We start from the raw sequence: 3,175 nt of genomic DNA on the forward strand, positions 1-3,175 counted from the left end.
TGTAACCGGCATGAGCCCCCCACCTGGGCATCGCGCGAATGAGCTGCGATACAGCCTGGCATGAACTGTTTTTTGGAGGTGGGCTATGGCAGATGCCATGCATGAAGCCAGGCTTGATGCCAGGCAGGAAAGCGGCTCCTATCGTCGGATCGAGGTGATCACAGGGCAGCGTCGACGACGGCGCTGGACGGCTGAAGAGAAGGCTCGGATCGTGGCCGAGAGCTTCGAGGAAGGGGCCAATATTTCCGAGGTCGCTCGGCGCCATGGCGTTGTCCGTGGGTTGCTGACGGTGTGGCGGCGCAAGTTCGCGACGGCAGTGAGCTTTCAGGCGCCAGGCTTCGTGCCGGTCCGGATCGCTTCCGAGAGCGGTCCGGCGACGGCAGACGAGTCGGACCGGTTAGCGTGCGCGCATAAGGTGCCGCCGCAGATGGCATCGGCTCCAGGCAAGCTTGGCGGAATGATCGAGATCGAGCTGGGCGGGGCACGCATCCGGGTCGAGCCCGGAGTGGAGCTGGCGACGCTTTCGACAGTGCTATCGGCGCTTCGGGGCATCCGTTGATTGCATTACGGTCTGACCTCAAGGTGGTGCTGGCGGCACAGCCAGTCGACTTTCGCAAGTCGGTGCACACGCTGTCGGCGCTGGTGAGCGAAGCGTTGCACGCGAACCTCGTATTGCGGCGACATCTTCGTGTTCCGCAGCAAGCGCGCGGACAGAGTGAAGCTTCTGGCATGGGATGGTAGCGGCATGGTGCTGGTGACGAAGTGGCTGCACCAGGGACACTTCACCTGGCCGCCGGTCCGCGACGGCGTGGTGCATCTGAGTGCGACACAACTCGCGATGCTGCTCGACGGACTTGAGTGGACGCGTGTTTCACACAAGCCTGTGAAGCAGCCGGCCGTTGTCGGCTGAGAGGCGAAGATTTTGCTGGAGCCTGTGATGGGCGGATATATCGTTCGATCATGGCGATTCGTCCCGAAGCTCTTCCGACCGATGCAGCGGCTCTGGCCGAGATGGTGCTCGCGCTTGACGCCGAGAACGAGAAGCTACGTGTGGCGATGCAGACGCTGAAGGAGATGATCTTCGGCAAGCGCTCAGAGCGGCTGGCGGCGATCGTGGCCGAGCAGCTCGCGCTCGAACTGGACGATCTCGCGACTGGCGTCACATCACCTGCGCCAGCCAACGACGATTTGCCTGCGACGAAGCCGGCTGGGAAGCCGCGCAAGAAGGCGAGGCGCAACATCGGCGCGCTACCCAAGCATTTGCCTCGCTGCGAGCAGGTGCTCGAGCCAGACACGACAGCGTGCCCGTGCTGCCAGGGCCTTCTGCACCGGATCGGCGAGGATGTGAGCGAGGTACTGGACGTGATCCCGGCGATCCTGCGGGTACTGCGCACGATTCGTCCCAAATACGCCTGCCGCGGCTGCACCGACGGCGTGGTGCAGGCGAAGGTGCTGCCGCGTCTGATCGACAGCGGCATGGCATCGACGGCACTCGTGGCTCACGTGGTGATCTCGAAGTTCGCCTGGTATCTGCCGCTGTACCGCCAGGTGCAGATCCTGGCCGGTCAGGGCCTTCATCTCGACCGCGCGACGCTCGCCGGCTGGGTGAAGCGTGCGGCATGGTGGCTTAAGAGTCTTTATGAGCTTCAGCTGCGGACGATCCAGGCTTCGCCGCGGCTGTTCTGCGACGAGACGCCGATGCCGGTGCTCGATCCCGGACGACATCGCACTCGTATCTGCCAGTTCTGGGCGCATGCGATGGATGATCGCCCATGGGGTGGCCCATCGCCGCCGGCGGTCGCCTATGTGTTTGCGGATGGCCGCGGCACCGAGGAGATCGCCGGGCAATTGGCCGGCTTCTCCGGCATTCTGCAGGTGGATGGCTATGCCGCCTACAAAGCGCTTGCCCGCGGTCAAGGCGGGGCGATCCAGCTGGCTTTTTGTCTCGCGCATGCCCGACGCAAATTCGTCGAGGTGTACAAGACGATGCAGTCGCCGTTCGCTCACGAAGTGATCGAGCGCCTGCAAGCGGTCTACGCCATCGAGGCCGAGATCCGTGGCTTGAGCGCCGAACAGCGGCTTGCCGCCCGCCGCACCAGGTCCGCACCGCTGATGGAGGTGCTGAAGGCGCGACTGACCTCGATGCTCGACCACCTGTTCTCCCAATCGAAGCTAGTGGAGGCCATCAACTATACGCTCAATCACTGGGACGGACTGACGCTATTTCTCCGCGATGGCCGCGTCGAGGTCGACAGCAACACCGTCGAGCGTTCAATGCGCCCGATTGCGATGGGGCGCCGTAACTCATTGTTCAGCGGCAGCGAGGGCGGCGCCGAGAGCTGGGCAATCCTTGCGTCGCTGGTCAATACGGCAAAGCTCCACGAACTCGATCCGCAGGCCTATCTGGCCGATGTGCTGGAGCGCATCGTCTCCGGTCAGACCAAGAGCCACCAGCTGCACGAACTTCTCCCCTGGAACTGGAAGGCGACCCGCGAGCTCAGCGCACGGGTGGCCGCATGACCCGCCGCCGCCGTTCATCATCTTCATCATCGATGGCGGCAGCCGCGATGCCGCTCGACGAACTTGAGCCTTGGCTACAGGCTCGTGCCGAGCAGCATCCCGTCGCCACCAGTCTTCCCATGCTCGACGGCTATGTCGCCGCGATCGTGGCCGGGCCGGTGTCGATGAGTCCGCTCGACTGGATCTGTCCGCTGCTCGCCATCGACGCCGACGCATTCAACCATGGCGGCACGCCGGAGTTCGCCGCGATTTCGGCCGTCGCGCTGCGCCACAACGACATCAGTAATGTTCTTTCCACCGCACCACATCGGTTCGCACCGGTCCATGGCCGCAAGCCGAATGGCGACGTTGATGCGCGGCCGTGGTGTCAGGGATTCCATGCCGCCATGCGGTTGCGACTATCAGCCTGGGGCCCACTGCTCGACGTCAGCAACATACACCACGGCTTGCTCCTGCCCATCCTGCTGCATTGCGTCGACGATCAAGGGCGTCCACTGCTTGGACCACCAAGGAAAGGCCGCGAGACCGAGGAATTCCTGCGCAACGCCCATGCCGACATTCCGGACGTCGTCGAGGCCATGCGTCAGTACTGGATGCCGACCCGCTACGCTCGCACAGGCTGATCACTGCAGACGTGGGAGCTCATACCGGTTAC

The 3,175-nt window shown here is 63.8% G+C and carries 3 protein-coding genes and 1 pseudogene; all 4 read left to right on the forward strand.

The features are described from left to right. Nucleotides 1-85: 85 nt before the first annotated feature. The 4 genes and pseudogenes from tnpA to L6637_RS42080 all read left to right on the forward strand — a co-directional run bounded on the left by tnpA (nt 86) and on the right by L6637_RS42080 (nt 3,143). A complete protein-coding gene (gene tnpA / locus L6637_RS43010; protein WP_128929538.1) occupies nt 86-559 on the forward strand; it encodes an IS66-like element accessory protein TnpA in 474 nt (157 codons plus the stop codon). Next, nucleotides 556-910 (forward strand): annotated as a pseudogene (gene tnpB, locus L6637_RS42070) (IS66 family insertion sequence element accessory protein TnpB). The gene tnpA and the pseudogene tnpB overlap by 4 nt, the downstream one beginning before the upstream one ends. A gap of 50 nt (nt 911-960) precedes the next feature. Beyond that, nucleotides 961-2,520, forward strand: a complete 1,560-nt coding sequence (gene tnpC, locus L6637_RS42075; protein WP_128929539.1) for an IS66 family transposase — start codon at nt 961-963, stop codon at nt 2,518-2,520. After that, nucleotides 2,517-3,143 carry a UPF0149 family protein gene (locus tag L6637_RS42080; RefSeq protein ID WP_232995571.1) on the forward strand — a complete coding sequence of 209 codons (627 nt, stop codon included), beginning with the start codon at nt 2,517-2,519 and terminating at the stop codon, nt 3,141-3,143. The genes tnpC and L6637_RS42080 overlap by 4 nt, the downstream gene beginning before the upstream one ends. Nucleotides 3,144-3,175: the final 32 nt, after the last annotated feature.

Origin of the sequence: Bradyrhizobium zhengyangense (assembly GCF_022012435.1) — a bacterium.
Classification (GTDB): domain Bacteria; phylum Pseudomonadota; class Alphaproteobacteria; order Rhizobiales; family Xanthobacteraceae; genus Bradyrhizobium; species Bradyrhizobium zhengyangense.